The 26999-nt window shown below is 69.9% G+C and carries 24 protein-coding genes; 11 read left to right on the top strand and 13 right to left on the bottom strand.

Going from position 1 to position 26999, the window contains the following annotated elements; genetic code table 11:
* Position 1 precedes the first annotated feature (1 nt).
* The gene (mycP, locus tag ACZ6ZD_RS11940; protein WP_465671000.1) at positions 2-1291 is read left to right on the top strand and encodes a type VII secretion-associated serine protease mycosin; all 1290 of its coding nucleotides are present in this window, start codon (positions 2-4) and stop codon (positions 1289-1291) included.
* Positions 1292-1347: 56 nt separating this feature from the next.
* Here the strand turns inward: mycP and ACZ6ZD_RS11935 are convergent, their stop codons facing one another.
* Entirely contained in the window at positions 1348-1650 is a 303-nt protein-coding gene (locus ACZ6ZD_RS11935) for a hypothetical protein (RefSeq protein ID WP_465670998.1), read from the bottom strand.
* Positions 1651-1684: 34 nt separating this feature from the next.
* A complete protein-coding gene (locus ACZ6ZD_RS11930; protein WP_465670996.1) occupies positions 1685-1999 on the bottom strand; it encodes a hypothetical protein in 315 nt (104 codons plus the stop codon).
* Between the two features lie 147 nt (positions 2000-2146).
* Between ACZ6ZD_RS11930 and eccCa the strand changes: the two genes are divergently transcribed.
* The 3 genes from eccCa to ACZ6ZD_RS11915 are packed head-to-tail and all read left to right on the top strand — an operon-like array spanning position 2147 to position 8126.
* Positions 2147-6109: a type VII secretion protein EccCa gene (gene eccCa / locus ACZ6ZD_RS11925; RefSeq protein WP_465670994.1), complete on the top strand. Its 3963-nt coding sequence runs from the start codon at positions 2147-2149 to the stop codon at positions 6107-6109.
* A gap of 17 nt (positions 6110-6126) precedes the next feature.
* On the top strand, positions 6127-6546 hold the full coding sequence (locus tag ACZ6ZD_RS11920; protein ID WP_465670992.1) for a hypothetical protein: 420 nt from the start codon (positions 6127-6129) through the stop codon (positions 6544-6546).
* Positions 6546-8126, top strand: a complete 1581-nt coding sequence (locus ACZ6ZD_RS11915) for a hypothetical protein (protein ID WP_465670990.1) — start codon at positions 6546-6548, stop codon at positions 8124-8126. The genes ACZ6ZD_RS11920 and ACZ6ZD_RS11915 overlap by 1 nt, the downstream gene beginning before the upstream one ends.
* A gap of 140 nt (positions 8127-8266) precedes the next feature.
* Here the strand turns inward: ACZ6ZD_RS11915 and ACZ6ZD_RS11910 are convergent, their stop codons facing one another.
* The 3 genes from ACZ6ZD_RS11910 to eccD form a co-directional block, all read right to left on the bottom strand.
* The gene (locus ACZ6ZD_RS11910; protein ID WP_465670988.1) at positions 8267-8827 is read right to left on the bottom strand and encodes a GNAT family N-acetyltransferase; all 561 of its coding nucleotides are present in this window, start codon (positions 8825-8827) and stop codon (positions 8267-8269) included.
* A 328-nt stretch (positions 8828-9155) separates the two neighbouring features.
* Positions 9156-10580 (bottom strand): type VII secretion protein EccB, encoded by a 1425-nt coding sequence (gene eccB, locus ACZ6ZD_RS11905; protein ID WP_465670986.1) that lies wholly within the window; start codon positions 10578-10580, stop codon positions 9156-9158.
* 1 nt (position 10581) lies between these two features.
* Positions 10582-11964 carry a type VII secretion integral membrane protein EccD gene (gene eccD, locus ACZ6ZD_RS11900; protein WP_465670984.1) on the bottom strand — a complete coding sequence of 461 codons (1383 nt, stop codon included), beginning with the start codon at positions 11962-11964 and terminating at the stop codon, positions 10582-10584.
* Between the two features lie 163 nt (positions 11965-12127).
* Here eccD and ACZ6ZD_RS11895 point away from each other — a divergent pair, with 163 nt between their 5' ends.
* From ACZ6ZD_RS11895 to ACZ6ZD_RS11865, 7 genes are all read left to right on the top strand, one after another.
* On the top strand, positions 12128-12736 hold the full coding sequence (locus tag ACZ6ZD_RS11895; protein WP_465670982.1) for a hypothetical protein: 609 nt from the start codon (positions 12128-12130) through the stop codon (positions 12734-12736).
* Positions 12736-13332 carry a hypothetical protein gene (locus ACZ6ZD_RS11890; RefSeq protein WP_465670980.1) on the top strand — a complete coding sequence of 199 codons (597 nt, stop codon included), beginning with the start codon at positions 12736-12738 and terminating at the stop codon, positions 13330-13332. Before ACZ6ZD_RS11895 ends, ACZ6ZD_RS11890 begins: the two co-directional genes overlap by 1 nt.
* A 30-nt stretch (positions 13333-13362) precedes the next feature.
* Positions 13363-14682, top strand: a complete 1320-nt coding sequence (locus ACZ6ZD_RS11885; RefSeq protein ID WP_465670978.1) for a serine/threonine-protein kinase — start codon at positions 13363-13365, stop codon at positions 14680-14682.
* 49 nt (positions 14683-14731) lie between these two features.
* Positions 14732-16975 carry a fibronectin type III domain-containing protein gene (locus tag ACZ6ZD_RS11880; RefSeq protein WP_465670976.1) on the top strand — a complete coding sequence of 748 codons (2244 nt, stop codon included), beginning with the start codon at positions 14732-14734 and terminating at the stop codon, positions 16973-16975.
* Positions 16976-17049: 74 nt separating this feature from the next.
* A complete protein-coding gene (locus ACZ6ZD_RS11875; protein ID WP_465670974.1) occupies positions 17050-17640 on the top strand; it encodes a TetR/AcrR family transcriptional regulator in 591 nt (196 codons plus the stop codon).
* A complete protein-coding gene (locus tag ACZ6ZD_RS11870) occupies positions 17637-18338 on the top strand; it encodes a GAP family protein (protein WP_465670972.1) in 702 nt (233 codons plus the stop codon). The genes ACZ6ZD_RS11875 and ACZ6ZD_RS11870 overlap by 4 nt, the downstream gene beginning before the upstream one ends.
* 7 nt (positions 18339-18345) lie before the next feature.
* Positions 18346-19869: an FAD-binding oxidoreductase gene (locus tag ACZ6ZD_RS11865; protein WP_465670970.1), complete on the top strand. Its 1524-nt coding sequence runs from the start codon at positions 18346-18348 to the stop codon at positions 19867-19869.
* On the opposite strand, the gene ACZ6ZD_RS11860 is transcribed toward ACZ6ZD_RS11865, so the two are convergent.
* The 8 genes from ACZ6ZD_RS11860 to ACZ6ZD_RS11825 all read right to left on the bottom strand — a co-directional run bounded on the left by ACZ6ZD_RS11860 (position 19866) and on the right by ACZ6ZD_RS11825 (position 26833).
* Positions 19866-20297, bottom strand: a complete 432-nt coding sequence (locus ACZ6ZD_RS11860; RefSeq protein WP_465670968.1) for an SRPBCC family protein — start codon at positions 20295-20297, stop codon at positions 19866-19868. The genes ACZ6ZD_RS11865 and ACZ6ZD_RS11860 overlap by 4 nt on opposite strands.
* A 19-nt stretch (positions 20298-20316) precedes the next feature.
* Entirely contained in the window at positions 20317-21339 is a 1023-nt protein-coding gene (locus ACZ6ZD_RS11855) for a beta propeller repeat protein (RefSeq protein ID WP_465670966.1), read from the bottom strand.
* Positions 21336-22148, bottom strand: coding sequence for a hypothetical protein (locus ACZ6ZD_RS11850; protein WP_465670964.1), 813 nt, complete (start codon positions 22146-22148; stop codon positions 21336-21338). The genes ACZ6ZD_RS11855 and ACZ6ZD_RS11850 overlap by 4 nt, the downstream gene beginning before the upstream one ends.
* Positions 22145-22645, bottom strand: a complete 501-nt coding sequence (locus ACZ6ZD_RS11845) for a SigE family RNA polymerase sigma factor (RefSeq protein WP_465670962.1) — start codon at positions 22643-22645, stop codon at positions 22145-22147. Before ACZ6ZD_RS11845 ends, ACZ6ZD_RS11850 begins: the two co-directional genes overlap by 4 nt.
* Positions 22646-22719: 74 nt before the next feature.
* Positions 22720-23538, bottom strand: a complete 819-nt coding sequence (locus ACZ6ZD_RS11840) for an SAM-dependent methyltransferase (RefSeq protein ID WP_465670960.1) — start codon at positions 23536-23538, stop codon at positions 22720-22722.
* Positions 23539-23583: 45 nt separating this feature from the next.
* On the bottom strand, positions 23584-25221 hold the full coding sequence (locus ACZ6ZD_RS11835) for an AAA family ATPase (RefSeq protein ID WP_465670958.1): 1638 nt from the start codon (positions 25219-25221) through the stop codon (positions 23584-23586).
* Positions 25221-25868 (bottom strand): helix-turn-helix transcriptional regulator, encoded by a 648-nt coding sequence (locus tag ACZ6ZD_RS11830; RefSeq protein ID WP_465670956.1) that lies wholly within the window; start codon positions 25866-25868, stop codon positions 25221-25223. Before ACZ6ZD_RS11830 ends, ACZ6ZD_RS11835 begins: the two co-directional genes overlap by 1 nt.
* The gene (locus ACZ6ZD_RS11825) at positions 25865-26833 is read right to left on the bottom strand and encodes a hypothetical protein (protein WP_465670954.1); all 969 of its coding nucleotides are present in this window, start codon (positions 26831-26833) and stop codon (positions 25865-25867) included. Before ACZ6ZD_RS11825 ends, ACZ6ZD_RS11830 begins: the two co-directional genes overlap by 4 nt.
* Between the last annotated feature and the right edge of the window lie 166 nt (positions 26834-26999).

Raw genomic sequence — 26999 nt, 5'->3', positions numbered from 1 at the left:
CATGACGCCCGCACGTTTCGGTGCCGCGCTGGTCACCACAGCGCTCCTGATCGCACCGCTGTCGCTCATCGACGCGTCGACGGCGCGCGCCGCGCCGCCCAAGGGCGCCTGCCGGAGCGCCGAGCCGGCGCACCCGGTCGAGCGGTTGTTGCCGTGGGCCCAGCAACTGCTCGAGCCGGAGCGGGCCTGGCCGTTCAGCACCGGCGCCGGCGTGACCGTCGGCATCGTGGACTCCGGTGTGGACCGCGACCATCCGCAGCTCCGCAGACGCGGCAAAGTCCTGATCGGACGGGACTTCTACCACCAGGGCAAGCTCCCAGGCAGCTACGACTGCGTCTCCCACGGCACCGGCATCGCCGGGATCATCGCCGCCGATCGCCAAGCGGGTCTGGGTTTCAGCGGGATCGCACCCGGCGCCCGGATCCTGCCGGTCAAGGTCAGCGAGCGGGAGGCCGACAACACCGGCCGCACCGAGGAGATCCCGCCGACGATCCTTGCCAACGGCATCCGTTACGCGGTCGACCACGGCGCTCGTGTGCTCAACCTGTCGATCGCCGGCACCCGCGACGACAAACCGGTCCGGGATGCGATCGCGTACGCCGTCCGCCGGGACGTCGTCGTCGTGGCCGCGGTCGGCAACCAGCAGGCGAACTCGGCCGGTCCGCTGCGCTCGTACCCGGCCGACTACCCCGGCGTGATCGGCGTCGGCTCGATCGATATCAACGGCGCCCGGATGGACGCGTCGCAGACCGGCCGGTACGTCGACCTCGTCGCCCCGGGCGACTCGGTCCTGACCAGCACGCGGATCGCCGGCCACGCCTATCAGTCCGGGACCAGTTTCGCCGCCGGCTACGTGACTGGGACGGCGGCGCTCGTCCGGGCCGCGTGGCCGTCGATGCCGGCCGCGGACGTGATCAAACGGCTCCTGGCAACGGCCAGTCCCGCACGCGGTGGCGCGAACAGTCAGGAGTACGGCGCCGGAATCGTCGATCCTTATCGGGCAGTCACCGAGGCGATGCCGAAAGGCGCTGCGCAACCGATGCCGGCCGCCGCCGTACCACCGGTCGACGCCGCGAAGCTGGCGCACAGCGCCTGGTGGAGCGGGCAAGGCAGCACCGCACGTGACCTGACGATCTTTGCGACCGCGGCGGCTCTGATCGTCCTGCTGGTCAGCGTGTTACTGACAGTCGGTCGCCGGCGGAGTTGGGCCGTCCGGCGGTCGACGATCGATCGCACCGCACCGCGGGACGCCGAACTGCCACCCGAGTTCCTCTTCACCCGCCGCGACTGAGCCTGAGCACAAGATGAGCCCCAGCCGGATCGGCTGGGGCTCATCCGTTGCGGGGATCAGACGCGCAGGCTGGCCGCGATCCCACGGCAGGTGGCCAGCGTCGCCTGGCCGTCCATCTGGCACTGGTCGATGACGTTGCCACGGGTGACCGCGTCGTTCGCGTGCGCGGTCGTCTGGTTCACCTGGATGTTCACGTTCGCGAAGTAGTCGTCGAACGACGAGTCCATCCAGGCGCCGGACGACAGCCCGTTGGCCAGGCTGAGCTGGTCCTCGGCCGCGGCCATCCGGTCCTGCCCGATCGTGCGGTACGAGTGCGCGGCGTCGAGCATGCCGCCGAACTGCTGGAAGATCTCAGGCATCGGGGTCGTTTCCTTTCTGGGTAAGGGTTGTCGCTCAGGCGGTCGGCTGCGCCGCGTTCAGCGACTGGACGTTGTTCATACTCAGCTGGCCGTAGTGGCCGCCGATCTGCGAGGTGCCGTCGGCCTGCACCTCTGCCTGCATCTGGCCGCGCATCGCCGCGGACTGCGACCAGTTGTCGTGGCCCTGAACGTTGGCCTGGTAGGCCTCTCCGCGCATCGCGGCGCCGAGGTCGAGCGTGGCGCCCTCCGAGCGGCGAACGTTGTCGCCGAGCAGCTGGGCGTACTGGCTCGTCTGGTTGGCGTGGTGCGCCATTTCCTCGGTGAGACCTTGAATGAAGGGTCCGGCCATCACTTTCTCCTTCCTGGGTTGGAACTTCCAGTCACACCGTAGGAACCGACGGCCGCCGCGGACCGGTGACGACACCTTCCTGCCAACCGCCCCGCAACAGTGCGCGGCCGCCGCAAGATCACAGAGGACAGGTCCGACGGAAGGCAGATGACGATGGCGACGATGATGGTGCGGCGGCCGATGCGACGGCCGGCTCCGGAGCTGCCCACGGGCGAACTGTTGCTGGAGGCACCTCCTGAGGTCCCGGAGCCCGGCGGCCGGCAGTGGGCGCAGATGCTGATGGTGCTGCCGATGGTCGCGATGATGGGCGCGATGATGCTGATGTTCACCGGCAGCGTCGCGAGCGGCCTGCGGTACGTGATCTTCGGCCTGTTCGGGCTCGCGATGGTGGCGATGATCGTCGTCTCGATGTTCAGCCGGACCGGTGGCGGCAAGTCCGAGATGGGGCAGGCCCGGCGGACCTACCTGCGACACCTTGCCCAGCAGCGATTGCGCCTGGGGCGCTCCATCGATCAGCAGCGCGAGACGCTGACCTACCACCACCCGGAGCCCGACTCGCTGTGGGCGCTCGCGGCCAGCTATCGCCTGTGGGAACGCCGCCAGGACGACGGCGACTTCGGCGTCACCCGGATCGGCGTCGGTGCCCAGAACCCGGCGACGTCCGTCGTCCCGCCGGACACGCAACCGCTCGAGCGGCTGGAACCTCTGTCCGCATTGGCGTTGCGGCGGTTCGTATCGACGTACGCCGCCGTTCCCGGGCTCCCGCTGGCCATCGCGGTGACCGGGTTCAGCCGGATCTACCTGCCCGGCGACCGGGAGCGCTCGATCGGTCTGGTCCGCGCGATGCTGGCCCAGCTGGCGACGTTCCAGGCCCCCGACAATCTGCGGATCGCCGTCTGTACCGCGCCGGAGAACCGCGGTGATTGGGAATGGGCGAAGTGGCTGCCGCACGCACTGCACCCGGAACGCACGGATGCACTCGGGCCACTGCGTCTGATCGCCTCCTCGATCACCGCGATCGAGGCGCTGCTGGATGACGTGATCGCCGACCGGCCCCGGTTCGATCCGGACACGGCGGCCCGGGTCACCGGCCCGCACCTGGTCGTCGTCCTCGATGGCGGTGACCTCGACGGCTCGGATCACCTGCTGGCCGGCTCCGGAGTCGAAGGCGTGACGGTCCTCGACCTGACCCTGATGCCGCCGCGAGCGATCGACTCGACCGCGATCAGCCTCGATATCGATGCTGACGGCAACATTCAGGCCGAGACGATGGACGGCGACGAGCGGCTGGGTCAGGCGGACGCGCTCGACCTGACGACCGCCGAAGGCCTGGCCCGGCAGCTCGCCCCGCTGCGGCTGACCGCGGGCGCCCAGGGCGATCAGCCGCTGAGCGCCGACCTCGGGCTGGCCGAGCTGCTCGATCTCGGCGACCCGTACGACTTCGACCCCGAGGACACCTGGTTGCCGCGGCCGAGCCGGGACCGGCTCCGCGTCCGCTTCGGACTCCGGGCCGACGGCCAGCCGATCGAGCTGGACCTGAAGGAATCGGCCCAGGAGGGGATGGGCCCGCACGGCCTGCTGATCGGGGCGACCGGCTCCGGCAAGTCGGAGCTGCTCCGCACGCTGGTCCTGGCGTTGGCGATCACGCATCCGCCGCGGTCGCTGAACTTCGCCCTGGTCGACTTCAAGGGCGGCGCGACCTTCACCCGGCTCGACAAGCTGCCGCACACCAGCGCGGTGATCACCAACCTTGCCGAAGAGCTGCACCTGGTCGACCGGATGACGGACGCGATCAACGGTGAGCTGCTCCGCCGCCAGGAGCTGCTCCGCACCGCCGGCAACTTCTCCTCGCTACGGGACTACGAGAAGGCGCGCGCGGCCGGTGCGCAGCTGCCCGAGGTTCCAACCCTGTTGGTGATCTGCGACGAGTTCAGCGAGCTGCTGACCGCTCGGCCGGACTTCATCGACATGTTCGTCCAGATCGGTCGGGTCGGCCGATCGCTCGGCGTCCATCTGCTGCTGGCCAGCCAGCGCCTGGAAGAGGGTCGGCTCCGCGGCCTGGAGACGCATCTGTCGTTCCGGATCGGTCTCCGGACGTTCTCCGATATCGACAGCCGTACGGTGCTGGGCGTCAACGACGCGTTCCATCTGCCGCGGGCGCCCGGCCACGGGTTCCTCCGGGTCGGGACCGAGCAGATGGATCGCTTCCGGTCCGCGTACGTGTCCGGCGTCCATCGCCGTCCCACTGCCGGCGGGTTGCAGGTCACCCCGGACAACTCGGTCGAGTTGTTCGACTACTCCAGCGGGTACGTCGCACCGATCCTCGAGGACGACACCGAGGACGAGCCGACCGATCCGGACGGCGTCTTCGATGAGAACGTCGGCGAATCGCTCCTCGACGTCCTCGTCGATCGCTTCGACGGCAAGGGCGACCCCGCGCACCAGATCTGGCTGCCGCCGCTGGACAAGGCGCCGGCCTTGGGTGATCTGCTCCCCGGCTTCGGCGACCAGAGCGGGACGCCGTCCGTCCAGCCTGGCCGCCTGGTGGTCGTCGCGGGCGTCGTCGACAAGCCGCTCGATCAGCGCCGCGATCCGCTGACGCTCGACCTGTCCGCCGCCGGTGGGCACGTCGCGATCGCGGGCAGCCCGCAGAGCGGGAAGAGCACGGCGGTCGTCAGCATCCTGACCAGTCTGGCGCTGACTCATACGCCGGAGGAGGTCCAGTTCTACTGCCTCGACTTCGGCGGCGGCGTCCTGACCGCGCTACGCGAGCTGCCGCATGTCGGCAGCATCGCCGGTCGGCAGGACACGAACGCCGTCCGCCGTACGGTCCTGGAACTGCTCGGCATCATCGCCGAGCGGGAGCGCGCGTTCGCCGAGGCCGGCGTCGACTCGATGGAGACCTATCGGGAGCTGCGCCGGACCGGCCGGGCCGGGGACTCGCCGTACGGCGATGTGTTCTTGGTGATCGACGGCTGGCAGACGATCCGCAACGACTTCGACGACCTCGAGCAGGCGCTGGGCGATATCGCCACCCGCGGACTCGCGTACGGCGTCCACCTGATCATCACCGCCGCCCGCTGGTTCGACATGCGGACGAACATCCGCGACCTGTGCGGCACCAAACTCGAACTGCGGCTCGGCGATCCGATCGACTCGCTGGTGGATCGGCGGACGGCGGCGCTCGTCCCCGAACGGGCGCCCGGACGCGGCATCCTGACCTCGCGGCACCACTTCCTGATCGCCGCGCCCCGGCTGGAAGACAGCGAAGAACGCGTCGCGGTCGGCCTCGCCGCGCTGGTGGACGTCGTCCGGCAGGCGTGGCCGGGGCAGGCCGCGCCGACGATCAAGCTGCTGCCGACCGAGGTCAGCTACGCGAGCGCCGACGGCGTGAGCTCGAAGGAGCACGGTCTGGCGATCGGCGTGGCCGAGCGCAGCCTCGAACCGGTGCTCCTCGATCCGGTGCAGAACCCGACGTTCATCCTGCTCGGCGACACCGGCGCCGGGAAGTCCGGCTTCCTGCGGACGCTGGCGACGCGGATCCGCGAGACGCACACCCCGCAGGAGGCGCGGATCCTGGTCATCGACCACCGCCGCAGCCTGCTCGGGGCGGTCGAGAGCGACCACCTGCTCGGCTACGGCAGCAATCACCAGGCCACGGCCGAGCTGATCGCCGGCCTGGCCAACATCCTCCAGCAGCGACTGCCCGGATCCGACATCACCCCGCAACAGCTCCGCGACCGTTCCTGGTGGGAGGGCCCGGACATCTTCGTCCTCATCGACGACTACGACCTGGTCGCCTCCTCCGAGGCACACCCCCTGATGCCCCTCCTTCCCTTCATCCCCCAAGCCGCCGACATCGGCCTGCGCATCTACGCCGCCCGCCGTACCGGCGGCGCCATGCGCGGCCTCTTCGAACCCGTCCTGGCCCGCATCCGCGACGTCGGCTCCCCCGGCCTCCTGATGTCCGGCAGCCGCGAAGAAGGCCCCCTCCTCGGCGGCCTCCGCGCCCAGCCCATGCCCCCCGGCCGCGGCTGGCTCGTCAGCCGCCAAGGCACCACCCAACTGATCCAACTGACCCAACCCCCGTCGGACGACCCGACGAACTGAAAACGAAAGGAGAAACCATGGCACTGGACAACAGCGGCAACGTCAACGCAACCCTCGACGAGCCGTTCGTGCTGAAGTTCCGGATGGGCCCGCAGGCAGCGATGACCAATGCGGTCGCCGCAACCGGGAAACTGTCCGTCTCGGAAGCCGCCGCGGGAACCATGCCGGAAGGTGCGGCGTTCATGAAAGTCGAGCGACAGGCCCGCGACGTGCTGGCCCAAGTGATGTCGAAGACGTCGCAGGGGATGCAGGGCTACGAGCAGGCGCTGACGGCGATCTTCGCCAACTATCAGAGCCTGCACGAGCTGACCACGCAACGGGCCAAGTCGTTGCTCGAGCCATCCGATGCGCCGGCGCCGATCGACATCAATTTCGACCCGGACTTCGTCCTCGCGAACATCGCGGCCGAGAACGCCGCCGGCCGGGGAGGAATCTGATGCCTGGTTTCGAAGCTGTTCCGGCCGGGGGCGAAGGCGCCGGCTCGGCCGCCAAAGGCGACTATGCGGCCGCGGCCCGGAGCGCGATGCTCCTGGACGATCTGCTGGCGGCGATGGTTGCCATCGACAACTTCGCCCAGTCCGAGAAGGCGCTGGTACAGCCGCTCAACACAGCAGCCGACATGTGGACCACCGCCGCGGCCGGGATGCAACGCACCGCAGTCGCGTTCCGGGCCTACAACGCGGACCTGCTCGACGAGAAGTGGCGCAGTCCGGAGGACTCGAATGTCTACCGCGACAACGCCGAGGCCTCGGTCCGGTCGCTGCAGAGCAACCACGACGAGATCGCCATCTCGGCAGGTGATCTGGGCGCTATGGACGGCGGCGGAATTCCGGCGTCGCTAAAGCAACTGGCAGCGCGTATCGACTCGATCCATCCAGTGACCAAGAGCGCGTTGGACCTGCTCCGCTCATTCGTGAAGGAGTACAAGGACACGGTCACCACATTCGACGCCGAGTTCGAGATGCGAGCCACCGACGCTGCCCGGCCCCCGGTGGTGGCGGCAGGTGAGCAACTCAACCTGCTGGCAGCGCACTACAACACCACAGGCCAGCCGATTCTGGGGACGGCCGAGAGGCTGCGCTGGGACGGACCGGGCGGGCCGAAGGGCGCACCGACCGCGCCCAACAACAGAAACGCAGGCGCGCCACCCGGCGGGGCACCGAACGCACCCGGCGACACCCCAGCCACCGCCCCAACCGCTCCCGGCGGCGAGACGCCAACCGACCCCGGCGCGCCGGGCGGCCCCGCCGAGACACCGGCCGGAATGCCACCCGGCGGAATGCCCCCAGGCGGAACGCCGCCGGGCGGGCCTTCGCTGGCGGGGATGCCGCCGGGAACCACGTTGCCGAAGCCTCCGGTGTTGCCGCCGTTGACGCCGCCGGTCCTGCCGGACCTTGCGCACCCGATCGGGCCGGCTGGACCGCCGGCGATGAACGGGATCGGAGTGCCGCCGGCTGGTGGCCCCAGGGGCGGCGGAGCCGGTCTGCCGCGCGGAGCCGGCATCGGCGGCCTAGGTGGCATCAAGGGCGTCGGCAAGCCCGGCATCGGCTTACCGGGCGCTCTCGGCGGTGACCAAGTCGCCCGAGCCGCCCAAGCCCTCCAAGCGCCGTCCGGCTTGAGCGGAGGGCAAGCCCCGACTCCGTCGAACGGACTCGGTTCGGCGTCCACCGCTGCTCCAGGTGGCGCCGGCGGCGGGATGCCCCCGCCGATGATGCCCCCCGGCGGTGCAGCCGGCGCCGGGGCCGGTGGTCGCGGCGGCAAACCCGGCGCAGGCGCCATCCGCCCAACCGGCCGCAAACGCGACCGTCGCGATGACACCCCAGGAGTCCCATCCGAACTCCGAGGACGCTCCGGTCGAGACCTCCCCGGCGCGTTCCCGACAGTCCCCGTCAACAGCCGGCGCCGCCCGGAGAAGAACCAGCAAACCGAAACCCTCCAACTACTCGACGAGGACCTCTGGAAAGTCGAACAGTCAGAGGCAGTAACCCCACCCACCCCTCAGCGCTACGCCAACTAAGCAACCCCAAGGGCCCGACTCAACACCCGAGTCGGGCCCTTCGGCACGCGGGGTCAGGGTCGCTGTCGATCCATCACCACGGTTACAACCCCAACGTTTCCTGGGAAAATCGCAGTTCTTCTTACTATTGCGCTGCTTTACTAGAGGGGGAACGGAGCTTTCAGCACTAGCCGGTCGAACACCGGCGAGTCCGGGAACGGCTGCTTCTCGCCGAGCTGCACCCAGCCCCATGACCGGTACGCCGCCTGTGCCGGCACGTTGTCCTTGCGCACCAACAGCTCAGCGACCGGTTCGGGGCGACCTTCAAGCAGGGCATCATGCACTCGGCGCCCAACGCCTTTCCGCTGGTACTCAGGGTGAGTTGCAAACTCGCGGAACATGTACATCGGGACGGACTCCACCGGGACGCCCCAGCCCGGGTAAGTCGCGTGCAGGTCATCCCAGATCGCGCCGTGCCGGTCCCGCGGACTACCGAAGGCATAGCCGACCATCGCGCCGTCGATTCGCGCGGCGACCAGCTCGAAGTCACGACCAGGAAGGTACAGCTCGATCAACCGGCCCCAGAACTGATCCGGGTGAAACCATGGATCAAGCATCTGATCTTCATGCGATGCGGCGTACACCGGCAGAACGTCGTCCCTCAGCTCCGCCGTTGAAACTGCGTCATGCCGCTCGATGACCAACCCGTCAGCGTCGCTCATGCCGCTCTGACTACCCTTCCCAGATCTGAATCAACCGGCCCCGAGTTCAAGGCACTCACGCAACTCGACAACAGCCGGCTTCGAAATCTGCGGGGCTGGGCCTCGGAGTACCAGGTGAATCCGTCCGGCACGAACTTCCAGCCGCGTTCGGTGATCACCTACCTGCCTGCTCGGGTGAGGTCAACCCGCGCATGCGCGGCAGGCAGTCGCTCGTGCTCCACTCACCATGTCTCAGAAGACGCGGCCTCCCAGCCTCTACAGCCGCGATTTTGTACTTCTGTTCTTCTGTTCTTCCGTCCTTCCGTTCTTCCGTTCTTCCGTTCTTCCGTTAGGGGGTGGGTTGTCGGGCGGCTTGGGGGGATAGGCCGGGGCCTTGGGGGATTCGGGCTATTAGGGCGGCGGGGATGGGGGTGGGGTGGGTGTTTTCGTAGCCGAGGGTGGGGAGGAGGTCGGGGGTGGTTAGGGGGTAGGCGCGGGCGGTGTCGGTGATGACGGAGATGGTGCCGCTGGGGGCTCGGTCGGATTGGGCGGCGCGGACTACGGCGGCGGTGCCGGGGGTGATGAGGATGCGGTCGGCGAGGGCGGTGCCGCGGCGGCCGATTTTGGGGGTGACGGTCATGGGGTCGCGGAGTGGCATGGCTGGGTCGATGGTGATGGTGGGCGGGGTGGTGCCGGGGGCGAAGGTGGCGCAGATGGTGCCGAGGCCGTCGCGGGGGGCGATGAAGGTGGGGCGGCTGCGGGGCGCCATGCCCTCTTCGACGGTGGGGTCGGGGTCGTTGGCGGTGACGGCTTCGGCGGGGGTGAGCTCGATCGGCTTGGGTCGCTTGCCTCGGTACGCCGCGGCGGTCGCCGGGAACTCGGCCTGGATGTCGAACTGCAGCGCCGAGATCGCAAGCAGGCGGTCCTTCGTCGCCAGGTAGTGCTGGACGCCGCCACCCGACGAGTGGACGACGAAGAGCTGCCCGATCGCGGTCCCCTTCCGGCCTGGGACGGCGGACGACGGTTTGCCCATGGCGCCGATCTTGATCGGGGCGAGTGGCTCGCCGTCCGGGAGCGCGTCGACGAAGGCCGAGCCGACTCTGGCCCAGGGTTTGGAATTGAGCGCCAGGCCGACCGAGACGGCGTCCGCCTTGACGATGCGATGCCGGTAGCCGTTGCGGAGCAGGTAGCGGTCGCCGGTCCCGATCACCTCGACGAGCATCACCGAGTCGGCCAGGGCCTGCCCGCCGGCGGGCTGTTGGCCGATCATCAGCACGGACTCGCTGCTCCGGGCGCCGGCAGGATCGATGGTGGGTTGCGAGCAGAGCGTCCAGGCGCCGGTCAGCAGTTTCTTGGCTGCAGGTAAGGCGTCCGGAGCATCCTGGATGCCGATCCGCGGCCCCCGCGGGACGCCGGCCAGCGACTTCTGCGAGACCCGGCGCGTCTCACCTTTCTTGCCGATGGCAAGCAGTGCGGAAACGTAGTTGGTCACCGGGTGCAGATGCTGGTCGAGGTAGACGTACCGGGTGCCGGTCTCCTTCTCGACGATGACGCCGTCGCCTTTGCTCCACACCTTGTTCCCGCCGGGCACGATCATCCCGTAGACCCAGACGACCGCGAGCGCTAGCACCAGGACGCCGACGCTCCAGATGGCCGAGAGCCCGACCCGTTTGAACGGCGGCGTCTCCGGATCCGTCTCCCGGGTGACGAGGGCCGACACCATCCGCTGGACGGAGAACTGGTGCGACTGCAGCTGATCCTTCCTGGTCGCCATCTCAGCCTCCCCAGCCCCGGACGACGGCGTACAGGCCGAGCACCGAGCAGGCGAGTGGGATCAGCGACAAGGTGACGAGCACTTCGAGGATCTCGGCGTACCGGCTGAGGTACGGGCTCGGGAGCTTGCTGCTGTAGCGCAGCCCGAAGAAGATCGTGGCGGCCGCGAAGAGGATCGCGAGCGGTACCACCACGGTGATCGGATCGCCGGCGCTCCGGCTCAGCGGACCGAGCGCCAGACAGGCCAGCCCGACCAGGCCCGGGAGCAGAAACAGCAGTCGATGTTTGACCACCGGATAGATCCTTGCCCTGAGCAAGCATCCGGCCGCGAGCAGTCCGGTCAGCAGGTTCGCCGAGACGCCGCGGTCCAGGGTCAGCAGGATCAGACTGGTCGAGACAGTGAGTGCCATTCCGATCAGTAGGCCGGTGAGCAGACCGTCCGCGCGCAGGACGGCGCCGTACACCTCGCGGCGAGCGGGTTGCGGGTCGTCGCGGACCAGGTCGGCCGTCGTCCGCGGCAGGATCGGCATCGGCAGCCGGCCGAGCCGCAGGCAGAGCTGGCTGTAGAACGGCGAGAACGCGAACGCCGACGCGCCGACCAGAGCGGCCACATCGGGCCCGTCCAGCGAGTCCGCCGTACCGAGCCAGCCGGCGATCAGCGCGAGCAGCCCGGTGCTCGTCGCGCCCGCGAAGAGGGTGGCCTTGTCGACGACGCCGAGATAGCAGGCGATCCCCGCCAGCATCAGCGCGGTGCCGCCGGCCAGCACTTGGGGTGCGCCGATCGCCGGCCACCGGTCCGCGCCGGCCAGCAATAACAGCCCACCGAGCCCGGCGAACAGCAGTCCGAAGCCGGCGACGAGCGCACCGGCACCTGAGTCCCCGACAACGCGTGCCAGCGCGACTCCGGCCGCGATCAGCAGGACGGCGCTGAGCAGCAGCCAGGTCGCGGTCTCGGCCCAGGGCGAGGCGTGCCGCAGGATCGCGGTCAGGCCGACCAGCAGCGCCGGCGCGGCACCGATCAGCCCGGCCCAGCGGGTGTGCCGAGCGGTCCAGATCGCGCCGAGTTTCCCGGCACCGGCGGCGACGGCGTCCACGAGGTCGTCGTACTCGAGCTCGGGCCAGTCGAGTTCCCGCGGCACCAGGTGCAGGATCTCGCCGTCCCGGATCCGATGGGAGCCGAGGGTGCGACCGAGGGCGAGCTCGGCGCCGTCGGCACGGCGGAGCACCCAGCCGCCGTCGGGCGCGGCCTGATCGGCGAGGTGCTCACCCGCCTTGGTGAGCAGGCCGGGCAGGACCTCGGCGACCGAGGCCTGTTCGGGCAGGGCCAGGTCGAGCCGGCGTTGCGGCGCGGCGACCGTGACCCGGAGCAGTCCGGTGATGTTCATGGGGTTCTTCCTTGCTCTGCGGCTTCGCGGGACCACGGAGGGCCAACACCACCGTGCCCGCCGGGCAGGGCGCCGAAGGGGTCCGCGTCCTGTTCCTGCCGCGCCCCTCGACAGCGTCGTCCGCAGACCTAACGTGCTGGCAGAGAAGGAAAAGGAGGACGCCGTGGACGCATTGCTGCTGCCGATCGGACATGATCTGGGCGCCCGGTACGCCGCCGGCGGGACGGACCGCCGGCACCAGGTGCGGGCCGGCGCGGACCTGGCCGAGCTCAGCGACGTCGAGTTCGCCGTCTGGATGCTTGCGCACGGCATCGATGATCGCGATCAGCCCACCCGGGCATCGCTGATCGCCGGCGCGGAACGGTTCGGGATCGACCCGGCCGAGGCGGCCGCGGTCGTCGATCAGTTACAGGCCGACCGATTGCTGGCCGCCGTCGACCCGGAGGACGCGACCGACTTCGCGCAGACCCATCAGCTGGTCCCGTTGTTGACCGGTCTCGGACCGGATCCGGACCAACCCTGGATGCAGAACATCGGCCTGCTGAACCAGCCCGTCGTCCAGGTCTCGACCGCCGTGTACGACGTCTGGACCTGGGCTCATCTCGCACCTCAGCTGTGGGCCGGTTGCGAGGACGCCGCCGAGGTCGCCCGGACGGCGGGGATCACCACCGCCGACGAGACGGATCCGCACCGCGTCCTGGCCGGCGTCCTCACCTCCGTCCACGGGCTGCTCTGCGTCCGCGCGGCCTACCTCGATCGGCGGACCCACTGATGACGACCACGCTGTATCCCATCGGCCACTACACCGGGCTGCGGACCGACGAGGCCGGACGGCAGTTCCGGACAGTCCGCCGCGGTTGGCGCCTGCATCAGTTGTCCGAGGACACCTTCGGCGCTTGGGTTCTCAGCCACGGTACGCCGGACAACGGCAAAGCACCGTGGACGGTCGAGCACATCCTCGCCGCCGGTGCCGAGGCCGGGTTGGCCGACGTACCGGAGCAGTTGGAAGAGCTGGCGAGCCTCGGGTTGATCGCGACCGTCTCCGCGACCGACACCGAGTTCTTGACGGCGAACCGGATCGACATCCAGTTCGTCGGCCTGGGCAACAGCCCGGACCAGCCTGACCTGCACGCCGTCGGGCTGCCGGGCCTGGGCGCGACCGCCCTGCTCGACCCGACCTGTTACGAGCTGTGGCAGTGGGGATCGCTGGCGCCGACGATCTGGCACAGCTGCGAAGTCCGGGCCTCGGTGGTCAGCCGGCTCGACCAACCGGTCGATCCAGGTGACGTCGCCGCCGAGGTGCTCGGGGATCTGCGGTTCCTACTGGCCCATGGTTGTGCGTACGTCGACGTCGCGGACGCTCGCTGACGTGTCCGGATCGGTGCGAAGATGACGGTGATGGCTGAGATTTCTCCGGATGCGTTGGTGCCGCGGGCCGAAGGGCCGGTGGCCTCGGTGTTCTTGGTGCCGCCGGTGGGTGAGCGAGCCACGGCCGTGCTCAAGATCTATCCGCGCGGGCTGGATCGGCGGACGTTCAACGCGGTCGAGGTCGAGCAGGCGAAGCTCGCCGGGCTCCGGGTCGCCGGGTCGGTGCTGCTGGCGGAGGCGATCGAGGAGCTGCCCGACGGGCGGACGGGCGTCCGGATGGAGTTCTGCCCGCAGTCGCTGGTGGAGTTGGTGCGCGGCCGCGGGCTGCCGATCGGGGACGTCGTCGTCCTCGGGCAGATCCTGGGGTCGGTGCTGGCCGAGGCTCATGAGGCCGGGCTGGTCCATGGCGGGGTGACGCCGAGCAACGTGCTCGAGCGGCCGAACGGCCAGCCGGTGCTGGCGGATTTCGGGCTGGCGCTCCGCCTGCGGTTCCCGCGCGACCTGACCACCGCGGCGGCGTACACGGCCCCGGAGGTGCTGCGGGACGGCGAACTCTCGGAGGAGGCCGACGTCTACGGGCTCGGCGCGGTGCTGTACCTCGCGCTGACCGGGCAGTCGCCGTTCCCGACCCGGCCGGGTGAGACGCCGGACGACGTCGTCCTGCGGGTCCTGCGTGAGCCGGCGCCGGAGGTGTCGGGGCGCGATGTGCCGCCGGGGCTGACCGCGCTGATCCGCCGGATGCTCGCCAAAGAGGCGGCGACCCGGCCGGATGCGGCGGCCGTGACGCGGGAGTTCGAGACCCTGCTGACCGGTACGACGGCGCCCGCCGACGAGCTCGACTTCGACGACTTCCGCGACGAGCTGCCCGCGCACCGGAATATCCCGGTGGCGACGACCGTCCGCCCGCCGCGCCGGAAGCTCCGGTGGCCGCGGAAAGAGGTGTTGATCGGGGCCGCGGCGGCGCTCGCGCTGGTCGTCGTCCTGCCGATTCTGCTGCGTCCGAAACCCGAGACCACGGCGACCGAGCAGCGACCGGCGGCCGGCGTCCCGGCCACGCCGCAGCCGTCCCAGGCGCCCGCGACGACGCAGCGGATCCAGCTCGATCCGCCGCAGGACAAGGGGACGAGCGTCGTCCTGAAGTGGTCCTTCCCGCAGCCGCTGACGTACGCCGTCTTCGTCGCCGAGCAGGGCGGGAAGGCGCCGCGATCGATCTACCGGGGCAGCGGGACGACGTCGACCGTGCAGGTCAGTCCAGGATTGAAGTACTGCTTCGAAGTCCAGGGCACCGACGGGCGCGAGGTCTTCTACAGCACGCCGCGCAGTATTCGAGGCGCCACCTGCAAGAGCTAGTGGACGCCGTCTGGACCACTCCTGGACCCTTGGCACCTACTCTGGAAAGGTGAAGCCGACCATGATTCGCCCCGTCAAAGGTCGCGCCGGGCTCGCCGCCGTCGTCGCCGGCTGTGTCGCGCTGCTGAGCGTGGTCGTGCTGACCGGCGCCGGCAATCCGACCAGTGGTCTCAAGTTCACCCAGTCCGGACACTGGATCTACAACAGCTCGATCGGCCGCGTCTTCCACCTGGACAGCGCGACGAAGGCGATCGACGCGCAGGTCCCGCTGAGCACCGGCGAGGAGGGCGCGCAGGCCGTCCAGACCGACACCGACGTCTACGTGCTCTCGAAGTCCCGGATCGACAAATTCGGCAAGTCGGATCTGACCGTGGCCGAGCAGATCGAGGTTCCGGTCAACGAGCAGCCGGTCGGCGTCGAGGCGGCCGGGGCGGTCTTCGCGGTCTACCAGCGGTCCGGTCACATCGTCCGGCTGGGCGAACGCCGGACGACCGCCTTCCTGGACGGCGCATTGAGCGACCCGGTCGCGACATCGGACGGCACGCTCTGGGTGCATCGCGTCGGGCAGGGCGAGCTATGCCAGCTGCCGCCGACGGCCGATCGGATGTCCTGCCCGGCCTCGGCTCCGCAGGGTCACAAGGGCGGGCTGACCGCGATCGGCGACCAGGCGGTCTTCGTCGACCTGACCGCGCAGAAGGTCTACGACCTGAGCTCCGGTGGTCTGGACGATCGCAGCGACCTGAGTGAGCTCGCCGTCCCGGAGGACGCGCTGATCGCCGGGAACGACGTCGACGGCCGGATCGCGCTCGTCGACCGGAACAAGGGCCAGGTGCACCTGGTCAGCCTGCCGGAGCGGCCGGGCGCGAAGCCCGCGGCGCCGGTCACGACGAAGATCCCGCAGGGCAGGTACGACCGGGTGGCGTCGTCCGGGCGTGGTCTCGCGCTGCTGAACCGCAAGGACTCCGACCTGGTGACGCTGGATCGCGACGGCAAGGTCCACCAGCAGAAGGTGCACAACGAGCATCCGACCGCCGGTCTGCAAGAGGAGCCACGGCTGATCCGCGGCGACGACGCCCAGGTGTACGTCGAGAGCGGCAAGGGCGACCGCGTCGTGGTCGTCGACGGGCAGGGCCGGACGGAGCCGGTGCCGGTCGGCGGCAAGACCAGTGACGACGAGACTCCGCCCAAGCGGGTAACGCCGCCGGCGAAGAACACGCCGCAGCCCCCGCGGAACACGCCGAAGCCGCCACTCAAGAGCACCCCGCCGCCCAAGAGCACCCCGCCGAAGACCGAGACGCCGGAGAAGCCCGAGACCGAGAAACCGGGGCGGGACAAGCCGGAGTCCAACGATCCCGGGGACGGTAAGCCCGAGAAGAAGGATCCGCCGAAACCCCCGGTGAAACCGGATCCGCCGAAGGCGACCGTGCCGGGCGCTCCGACCGGAGTGACCGCCCGCGCGTACCCCGAAGGCCCGCTGGTGAAGTGGAGCGGCGCCGCGCCGCACGGCGCCCCGATCACCGGCTACCAGCTGATCTGGACGGGCGGCTCCCGGACGGTCAGCGCGAGCGCTCGGTCCGCGACGGTCGCCGATCTCGCCGGTAAGAGCGGGTACTACGTGAGCGTGCGCGCGGTGAACCGGATCGGCTACGGCCCGGCCGCCCGCTCCAACCAGGTCAAGGGCAGCTACGCAGCGGCCGAGTCACCCCGCGAGATCATCGTCTCGAAGGACGGCACCCCGGGTCAGCTCACCCTCGGCTGGGACCGCCCGACGATGGGTGACGGCACCTTCCTCAGGTACGCCGTCAGCCTCGGCTCGGCCACCGCCGCGCCCCGCGTCAACGTGACCGGCACCGAAGCCACGATCAAGGGCCTCACCACCGGCAAGACGTACACGTTCTTCGTCCGCGCGATCACCCGAGCGCCCGACGGCCAAGAGCTGCAAGGCAAGTACACGAGCCTGTCCGCCGCGCCGGTCGGCGCTCCGGAGCGGACGAAACGCGTCGTCGCCTCCCGCGGCGCCGGGACGTCGTACGAGAACTGCGAGCCGCCGGCCTGCGCGTTCATCCAGGTCCGCATCGAGAACCTGCGGCCGAACACCAACTACAAGATCGTCCCGCACGTCCAGGGCTGGGAGCCCTTCAACGAGGGCGCCACCCTCCGGACCAGCTCCGAAGGTCACCTCCTCGTCGACGACCGCTTCCCCTGTAGCGGCGTCGGCCGCCTGGTCTGGGCCACCGTCACCGGCCCCGAAGGCACCTACACCTCGAACAAGTTCACCTGGAAGTCCGGCTGATCCATCGATCCCCCTGTCGACCGGCAGGGGGATCGGCTCTTGCGCCGGAAAAATAATGCCGTATTATTTCAACCATGACCCGACACGCGGACGCCGATACCCGGCGCGGCCAGATCGCCGAAGCCCTGCTGGTCGTGGTCGCCGAGATGGGGTTGAAGGAGGCCCGGCTGGTCGAGGTCGCGCGGGCGGCGGGCGTCTCGGTCGGGTTGGTGCAGCGCTACTTCCGGACGAAGGACGAGCTGATCCGGTTCGGGGTCGGCTACGTGTACGAGCGGACCGAGCAGCGCGCGCAGGAGGTCGAGTTCGTCATGCCGGTGCGCGGCTATCTCGAGCGGCTGATGGCGGTCTTCCTGCCACTCGACGAGGCGCGGGTCCGGGAGTTGCGCTTCTGGTTGGCCTTCCTGCACAGCAGTCTGACCGATCCGGAGCTGGCCGCGACCCATCAGCAGGCGCAGCTGAAGCTGCTGGCCGGCTTGCAGGCGGCCTTCGAGGGAGCGCAGCGGCGAGGCGAGGTTGCGGCTGATCGCGATCCGGCCGCGGAGGCGGCCGCGCTGGTCGCCTTTGTGGACGGGCTCGCGCTGCACCACCTGACCACTGCGCCGGCGTACCCGGTGGAGAGCCTGCAGCCGGCGCTGACGGCCTACCTGGATCGGGTGTTCGGATGAGCACGGCGTTGTTACTGGGCCTTGCCGGTCTGAGCCTGATCGACAGCACGAGTTTCGGGACGTTACTGATCCCCATCTGGCTGCTGATGACGCCGGGCCGGCTGCACGCTGGGCGGATCGGGATCTACCTGGCCACGGTCACCGCGTTCTACTTCGTGCTCGGCGTACTGCTCACCCTCGGCTTCGAGCCGGTCCTGCATGGCATCCGCACGAACGTTTCGCCAACGGCCTTGCGGATCGCCCAGCTGGTCATCGGCGTCGTACTCGTTGCCTTGAGCTACTGGTTGGAGGCTCGCGCCAAACGCCAGGGCGAAGGGCCGGGCAAGGTACAGCGCTGGCGCACCCGCGTGACGTCCGGCCAGGGCAGCCCACGCACGCTGATGAGCCTCGCCCTCGTCGCCGCCGCGATCGAAGCCGCCAGCATGGTGCCCTACCTGGCCGCCATCGCCCTGATCAGCCAAGCCGGCCTCAGCTGGCCGCACACCGGCCTCACCCTGCTCGGCTACTGCCTGCTCATGTGCCTTCCCGCAGTCCTCCTCGGCATCGCCCGCGTCACCGCACACGCCAAGATCGACCCCGTCCTCGAGCGCCTCAACACCTGGCTCACTCGCAACACCCCCAAACTCCTCGGCTGGACCGTCGGCGGCCTGGGCATCGGCCTTACCCTCAACGCCGCCGTCGTCCTCCTCTTCACCTAGGAGCCACATGCGACTCCACCGCCGATCCATCCTGGCCGGCCTCGGCGGTGCAGCCGCCGGCCTCCAGCTCTCCCCCGCATCGACCCCCAACCAGGTGCCGCCTGCGACCAAACTCCGCCCGACCGACCCGCAGTACACCGATCTCGTTGCCCGGGGCATCAATCAAAGGTTTCACTCGACGCCGGACCGCATTCACCTGGTCTCCGACACCGCTCAGCTCGTCGCGGCGGTGAACTCGGCGGTCCGGGCGCGGCAGCGGATCGCCGTCCGCAGCGGCGGGCATTGTTTCGCGGACTTCGTCGACAACCCGCGGACCGACGTCATCCTCGACCTGTCCCGGCTGCGGCACGTCGGTTACGACCCCGCCCGGCGCGCGTTCGCCGTCGAGCCGGGCGCCACCCTCGGCGAGGTGTACCGCCGGCTCTACCTGGACTGGGGTGTCACACTGCCGCTCGGCAGCTGCCCCGAGGTCGGCGCCGGCGGCCACCTGCTCGGCGGCGGGCACGGGCCGCTGTCACGTCAGTTCGGGCTCGGGGTCGACCACCTGTACGCCGTCGAAGTAGTCACCGTCGACGCCTCCGGAGCGGCCCGGACGACGGTCGCGACGCGCGCGGCCGACGATCCGAACCGCGAGCTGTGGTGGGCACACGCGGGTGGCGGCGGCGGGAACTTCGGTGTCGTCAGCAAATTCTGGATGCGCACGCCAGGTGCCCACGGCAACAATCCGGGCGACCTCCTGCCCCGGCCGCCCGGCGACGTCCTGGACTTCCTGATCGCGCTGCCCTGGGACACCCTGGACGAACGATCCTTCACCCGACTCGTCCGTCAGCACGGCGACTGGCACCGCGCGCACAGCGCACCCGGCGCTCCCGAGAATCGCCTGCACAGCGCGCTGCTCCTCTTCAGCCGTCCGTACGGCGCCATCGCGATCAAGGGCCAGGTCGACGGATCCGAGCGACTGCTCACGGCGTACCTGTCGACGCTGCTGTCCGGCGTCCAAGCGAAGTACTCACTGGAGAAGCAGCGCAAGCCGTGGCTGAAGAACGTTCTGGCGGCGGGCAACAGCGAGGAAATTCTCGGCAATCGGTTCGTCGTGAAGACCGGATACCTGCGCGAGCGCTACACCGAGGAGCAGATCGACGTCCTGTGGAAGCACTTGTCGGCTGATGACACCCAGGGGGCCGTCTGGCTCGTCTCGCTCGGCGGTCAGATCAACGCCACCGCGCCCGACGCGACTGCGGTCGTCCAGCGCGGCTCGGTCCTGAAGGCGATCTACCAAGCCTCCGGCACCAGCCCGGACGACGACGCCGCCGCGATCAGCTGGGTCCGAAACCTGTACGCCGACGTCTACCGCGATACCGACGGCGTCCCTCGCCACGATCGCCGCAACCAGGGCGCCTACATCAACTACCCCGACCCCGACCTCCCGATCGCCCTCTACTACGGCGACAACTACGCCCGGCTCCGCCAAGCCAAACGCGCTTGGGATCCCACCGACCAGTTCCGGCACTCGTTGTCGGTTCGGGGTTAACGCTGTTCGGCAAGAAGTTTGAGGCGGTGCAGGGTTTCGGCGTTGCGGGCGTGGAGGGGGACGTCGGCCAGCGGGGTGGGCAGGAGGGCGGCGGGGCCTTTGGTGGACTTCTCGGTCATCAGGACGTGACAGCCTTCGGGGGCCTCGCTGACGATGAACTCGACCTCGCCTTCACCGACGGGCCAGGCGCGGACCTTGAGGCGGAGGAGCCGACCCGGCTCGATGGCGAGGACTTCGGTGTGGTCGTCGATCAGGAAGGGCCAGGCGCCGACCGAGTGGTGGATACGGCCGCCGACATCGGGCCAGCGGGCGTCGACGTCCCGGACGCGGGAAGCGCCGACGACCCAGGCCGCGTATCGCCAGCCGTCGGTGAGGACTGCGAACACGTCCTCGACCGGGGCTGCCACCAGACACTCGTTCTCGCTCACATCGGCCCAGTACCCCGGGCTACTCGTCGGTGAGCGTCGCCAGATAGGTGTCGCTGAGTCCTTCGAGCTTGCTCGGCTGGGAGCCGAGCGCCCAGAACTGGCCGTTGTGGACCGCGGCGCCGAACAGCAGCGACGCGTTCGCCGGGGTCGGCACGCTGACAAAACCGGTCGGTGTCCAGCGCCAGGCCGTGCTGTGCGGTCTGCCGTCTCCGACGACGAGCGGTTTGCCGTTCACCACTTCGACGGCCAGGGGCTGGCCGGACTGTTTCGGCATCCGCACCTCGGTCCAGCGCTTCCCGTCGAAGTGATAGGCGACCGGCGTCCGGAAGAGCACCGGGTCCTCGCGATGGCCGACCGCCCAGATGTCGTTCGGGCCGACGACCGCGAAGTCGTTCAGGAAGGCGCCGTCCGGGCCCGGGAGGTCGGCCTTGGTCCAGCGTTCGCCGTCGTAGTGCTTGATGCCGTCGTCGAAGGCCGCGACCCAGACGTCGATCGGCGACAGGACGGCGATATCCGACGCGTAGCCCGGGACGCCGAGGACGTCGTCCGTGAGCGGGAGCCAGCTCTTGCCGTTGTAGCGCTCGACGAAGACCTTGGACTCTTCGCCCTCGATGCCGACCACCCAGATCTCGTCGCCGTGAACCGCGACCGATTGCAGGACGCTGTTCGGGTGCTCCGCTAGGGGGATCTCGCGCCAGCTCGTCCCGTTCCAGTGCTGGACCAACGGCCCGCCGGCGCCGTCCGGACCGCCCCAGGCTCCGACCGCCCAGGCGTCGCCCGCCGATCCGACAGCGACATCCAGCAACCGCCCGAACGGGCGCGGCTGCTCGGTCGGCTGCCAGCCGCCGTTCACCCAGCGGGCCGCGACGGTGCGATCCCAGTCCTTGGGCTCCTCCCGGCTGTAGCCGACACCCCACATCTCGCCGCCCGCGGAACTGATCGCGTCGAACGACGAACCGGTCGCGGGAATCGGCTGCTCCGCCCAGCCCACGGTGGCCGGGGCGACCAGGAGACCGAAACTGGCGACAAGTGCGGTGATCATCTGGGGGTCTCCGTCATGGTCGGGCTCGAGGGCGTGTGTGGCGGCATGACCGGCATGCTGGTCGGTACGAAGAGCGGCGCGGCGGCGTCCACCAACTCGGCCGGGACCTGCTCCTGCCAGCGCGGACTGAGGACGATCGCCCGGAGTTGCTCAACGGTCAGTGGCGGTTGCGGGCGGGTGCCGGCGCCCTTCCAGGTCGACGCGTTGTCGGAGTGGACGGTGAGAATCCAGCCGTCCTGATGTTGGATGCGAGCCTCGTTCATCTTTTCCCCCGCAGCACCGCTGTCGCTGAGGAGGACGAGCGTCCGGCCGTCGGCCAGGTTGTGCGTCGTGCAGACCTTGGCGCTGCTGCAGTCGAGTTCGACGTCGTCGCGCCAGTCGAGGTTGAGCGAGAGCTGCGAGGGCCCCTTGGCGTCGGTGTAGACGCCCTTCGCCCAGACGATGTCCGGGTTCGTGAGCGGGCCTTCGTGACCGCCCTTGACGTCCTTGAACTTGCTGCCCTTCGGCAGCTGGTCGACCACGATCTTCCAGGCCGCCTGTGGCGTGATCGGCTCCGGCGGCGCCTGCGTCACCGGTCCTGCTGGGCCGTACGACGGCTGCGCGGGCCCAGCCAGCGCGCCGCCGACCGTGACGACGACGCCGACAGCCGCTGCCGTCGCGACGACCGATGCGAGCGCCTGGCCGATCCGGCGCCGGCGGGTGAAACGACGGCCGGTCGCGCGGCCGCCGGCGATCAGGCGGTCGATGTCGACGTCCGCGTCGTCCACTCCGGCGTGGAGCCGGTCCTTGAGTTCGGTCTCGAAGTTCATTGCTGCCCTCCAATCAGTTCGCTGAGGTCGCTCCCGAGGTGCTCACGCAGCCGCGACAGCGCGCGCATGCTGCGGGTGCGGACCGCCCCGGGGCTGACCCTCACGAGGGCCGCGGTGTCCTCGACGCTCAAGTCGTGCCAGTACCGCAGTACGACGACCGCGCGGTCCTCGCGACTCAGCTGCGCGAGGGCGGCGAACAACGTCAGCCGCAGCGGGGTGTCGGCGGCCGCCGCGATCGGCTCGCGATGCGGCTCACCCACCTGCTCCAGCCGGGTCTTGCGGCGGGCGGCCAGGTAGCTGCGGATCATCACCGTCCGCGAGTAGGCCACCAGATTGTCGGCCCGGCGGGCCTTCGACCAGGCGCTGTACAACTTGCCCAGCGTGATCTGCGCCAGGTCCTCGGCGGCGTACCGCTCCCCTGTGAGCAGGTACGCCATCCGAAACAACTGCGTCCCGCGGGACGCCACGAACTCGACGTATCCGTCCGGCTCGCCCATGCTCCTCCTTCCGACCACAACCGCTGTCGGAAAGGTAAGAGCCGCCTAACGCCGGTTTTGTTTCAGCGCACCGCTCACTTCTTCACGGCGAGGACGGCGGCGATCAGGCGCTGGTAGTCGCCGAGCTCGTCCGGCGGCTCGGGGTTGCGCCACCGTGCGGCCGGGACCAGGCCCGGGTCGAGGATGGTGAAATCGTCGCCGAACAGGGCCAGGATCTCGGCCTCGGTGCGCCAGCGGCCGCGGCCCAGCGAGCCCTGCAGGACAGCTTCGAGCTCGGCGCTGCGCGGGTCGTTCTCGGAGCGGAAGTGGCTGACGAACAGATGACTGCCGGGGACGACCCGGTCGGCCCAGAACCGGAACAGGCCGTGCGGGTCCTCGTCGTCGTTCACGTGGTGCAGGATCGCGGAGAAGATCACCGCGACCGGCTCGTCGAACCTGATCAGCCGCCGGGTGCCCTCGTGGTCGTAGATCGCCTTCGGCTCGCGCAGATCGGCCTGGATGACCGTGGTGTGGTCGTTCTCGGCGAGCAGCGCCTGGCCGTGCGCGAGCACGATCGGGTCGTTGTCGACGTAGACGACCCTGGTCTCCGGCGCGTAGCGCTGGGCGACCTGGTGCACGTTGTCGGCGGTCGGCAACCCGCTGCCGAGGTCGACGAACTGGCGGATCCCGGTCGTCGAGACGATCTCGCGGACGGCGCGGATCAGCGCGGCCCGGTTGTCGGTCGCGATCACCGGCGAGCCGGGCAGCTCGTTGACGAACCGGTCGCCGAAGGCCCGGTCGACCGCGAAGTTGTCCTTACCGCCGAGGAGGTAGTCGTACGTCCGCGCGATACTCGGCCGGGTCATGTCGAACCCGGGGTACGGCGGCGTGTCCGGCACCTGCTCGTCGGCCATCGCGACTCCTTTCGTCAACCACAGTCACTCTATGCGACCTGACGACTACCGCGCCTCCGCTGCCAGCACGTCGTCCGCGAGCAGCGAGCGCAGCTCGTCCGTGGTCGGCATCCGGCCGAGCGCCCGGAGCCGTTGCGACTGCGCCTTGCGCATCCCCTCGACCAGCCGGCGGGCCTCGCGGGCATTGCCGAAATTCGGCCCGTCGGCGATCCGGTCGAAGTACGACGTCAGCGGCGCGCCCGCGGCCGGATCGAGCCGGTAGTCGCCGCCGGACACCATCCGGTCGGTGATCAGCAGCAGCTCGGACGCCGAGTAGTTCTCGAACTCGATCGTCTTCGAGAACCGCGATCCCAGGCCGGGGTTGGCGGCCAGGAAGTCGGTCATCTCGGCGGTGTACCCGGCGACGATGATCGCGATCTCGTCGCGGTGGTCCTCCATCAGCTTGACCAGCGCGTCGATCGCCTCCTGGCCGAAGTCGCCGCCGCTGCCCGCCGACCGCGACAGCGTGTAGGCCTCGTCGATGAACAGCACGCCGCCAAGCGATTTCTCGAACACCTGCGCGGTCTTCTCCGCGGTGTGCCCGATGTACTGCCCGACCAGGTCTCGCCGGGAGACCTCGGTGAAACCGCCGTCGGGCAGCGCGCCGAGGGCCTTCAGCAGCTTGCCGTAGAGGCGCGCGATCGTCGTCTTCCCGGTGCCCGGCGCGCCCGCGAAGATCAGGTGGTGGCTGACCGCGCCGATCGACAACCCCGCCGTCCGCCGCCATTCGTTGACCTGGATCTCGTCGACCATCGCGCGGACCTCGGCCTTCACGCCCGGCAGCCCGACCATCGCGTCCAGCTCGGTGAGCAGCTCGTCGATCGGTCCACCGGAGACCGCTGAGGCCGCGCTCGCCTCGATCACCTCGACGGTCGCGCCGGGCGCGATCTGCAGCGCGGGCTCAGCGGTGTTGGTCGGTCGCAGGCCCTCGATCGTGCCGCCGCAGCCCGGGCCGACAGTGATCGCGGGACCGCGGGTGTCGTGCACGCTGACGCGCCGGACGGACGGCGTACTGCCGTGCGCGACGCCGATCCCCTCGGCGCCGGTGTGCCCGATCTCCAGGTCGCTCACGGTCGGGCGGCTGTACTGGTAGACGTAGAGGCCGCGCCCGCCGCAGCCGCTGATACTGCCGCCGCTGAGGACCGGGTCGGCGCCGAGCGCGATCACGATGCCGTCGCCCGACACGTCCTGCACGGTCGTATCGGTGATCTCACCGCCCGCGCCTTCGACGACGATGCCGGTCGCCGCGCCGCGGACGGCACACCGCTCGATCCGGACGCCGGGCCCGGCATGGACACTCACCGCGGGCCGCGAGCCACCGGTGATCGTGCACCCGGTCAGCGTGAGCGCCGTCCGCTCGGTCGATACCGCCAGATTGTCGGCCGAACGGACGACGAGCTCGTGCAACTCCAGGACGCCGTCGACGGATCGGATCGTCGGCCAGTCGGCGCCGGATCCGTCGATCACCACCTCGGCCTTGGGCTCCGCGCGCAGTACGACGGATCGCCCGGTCAGCTCGAGCGTCTCGGCGTACGTGCCGGCGGCGATCAGGATCGTGGCGCCGTCGGGTGCGTCGAGCAGGGCCGACCCAACGGTCGGATACGCACCCGGACGGTCTGCCGCCACGGTCAGGACTCGCGACATCAACTCGCCCGATCCAGCAGCCAGCCGCGGTCAGCCGCCTTCACGCCGGCCTGGAACCGCGAGCGGGCGCCCAGCCGGTGCATGATCTGGGCGACCATCCGGCGGACGGTCCGCACCGAGATGCCGAGCTGCGCGGCGGCCGCCTCGTCGGTGGCGCCGAGTGACAGCAGGCGCAGCATCTCGTGCTCACGCGACGACAGGTCGGTCTCGTCCGGCAGGTCGTCGGCGGCCAGCGGGACGGCGTCCGGCCAGACGCGTTCGAACAGCTCCGACACGGTGATGACGACACTCGACAGCCGCAGGACGGCGACGCTTCCGTTGGCCGAGTCGGCCGGGAGGACGGCGACCGTACCGTCGATGACGAGCGCGTTCATCGGGACCAGCGGCATCGTCCGGACGGCGGCGCCGGCCATCGACATCGCCCCGAGGTGGCGGCACAGGTTCGGCGTCGTCCGCGCGGTGTCGGGGTAGATGGCCCGGTAGCGGACGCCGTGTTTGACGTCGCGCGGCCCGAAGGCGGGGCCGGCCGGGGTGAGGTTGCTGAGGGCAATGACCTCGTCCTGGGCGCCGGCCAGTAGCTCGGCGATCGCACCCTGGGCGGGGACGTGGTGGAAACCGGTGGGCCGGTTGATCAAGGTGACAGTCATGAGAAGTGGACCCCCAGAGGAAGCGTGGCGGCGACGCCGAGCGCGTGCCGGCCGTCGAGGCGTTCCGGCTCGACCCCGAAGGATCGCGCCAGTGTGAGCAGGACCGACGCCGCCGAGTCGAGCGTGGCCGGGTGGGCCGCGGCCAGGCGGAGGACGACGTCATGGCGAGTGGAGGCGGGGCCTCCGGCGGCTGCCGTCACGGTGACGGCGATGGTCTGCGCGGCGCCGGTCCCGGTGCCGAGCAAGGTGGCGACAAGTGCGGTTAAAGTTGCTGCAGGCAACGATGCGGAGCCGGCCAGGCGGACGGTCAGTTGCTGGACCGGCCCGCAGGACCAGCTGGACCAGCGTTCTTGGATGCGGCCGCGGCCGGCGTTCGCGTGGGCCAGGGCGCCGATCGACGCCAGGACGTCGGCCTCGTCGAGAGCGAGGTACTCGACCTGCTCCCGGTCGAACCGGCGGACCAGCCGGCGGACGGTGTTGGCCACGACCTGGCGCAGCTGTTCGTCGGTGGCGATATCCGGCGTCCGCTCGGCGGCGACGGCGATCCAGGCGCGTGGGCGCTGGTTCTGTTTGAGACCGGCGTGCAGGATCAGTTGGAGGCCGACGCCAACTGGTTGCTCGTCGGCGGCGTCCGCGAGCGAACCGAGCTGCGGGAGCAGCTGGTGCTGGGCGTCCGGGCCGAGCCGGAGCGCGGCGCTGATCCCGGCCGGGCGGCTGAGCAGGCCGTACGGCTGCTCCCGCACGCTGACCGCGTCGGTCGACGTACGCCCGTGGAACGCGGCGACCAGGTTGACGGCAACGCTGTCGCCAAGATCAATCCGCCGACGCCGTACCGCGAACAACACCAGAATGCCGACCCACCGATACAACCACTGCCCACGAACCCGCACCGCCGTCAGCAACACCAACGACACCGCCGCCAGCGAAGTCAGCACCAACACCGTCCGCGACCCCGTCGTCGCCACCGCCACCAACACCAGCGCCAACTGCCAACAAACAACCTGCCCCACCCTCACCCCCCGCCCCGCCCGCTCCCCCAAATCCCCCTCCACACCCCGCGGCGGCACCACAGCACCCCCAGCCCGAGGCGCGAACGAGGTGTCAGCCACCGCGTGCTGTGCGGTCGACGCG

The sequence above is a fragment of the Kribbella sp. NPDC104218 genome (assembly GCF_055584105.1).
Note: the sequence above shows the minus strand (reverse complement) of the source record. Positions and strands in the feature narration are given on the sequence as shown.